The organism is Paenibacillus popilliae ATCC 14706, assembly GCF_000315235.1.
In the GTDB taxonomy this organism is placed as follows: Bacteria; Bacillota; Bacilli; order Paenibacillales; family Paenibacillaceae; genus Paenibacillus_B; species Paenibacillus_B popilliae.
The window spans coordinates 1-245 of record NZ_BALG01000579.1 but is presented as its reverse complement, the minus strand read 5'-3'; the positions used below and the strand labels follow the sequence as shown (position 1 = coordinate 245).

General features: G+C 45.3%; 1 pseudogene. It reads left to right on the top strand.

From position 1 onward, the window contains the following. A pseudogene (locus PPOP_RS24990) lies at positions 1-245 on the top strand (RNA-guided endonuclease TnpB family protein); the annotation flags it as partial.

Genomic DNA, 245 nt, shown 5'->3' with positions numbered 1-245 from the left:
ATTCTCAAGTCCTTCAAGATGTGGCTAAACGGTTAGACAAGGCTTTTCAAGCCTTCTTTCGACGAGTAAAGCAAGGGGAAACCCCCGGATTCCCTCGGTTTAAACCGGAACAACGATATGATTCTTTCACCTATCCGCAAGGCGGATATAGCATCATTGGCAATAAAGTTCGCCTATCGAAAATTGGTGACGTCAAGGTTAAGCTGCATCGTCAGCTCCAAGGAAAGATCAAAACCTGTACCATC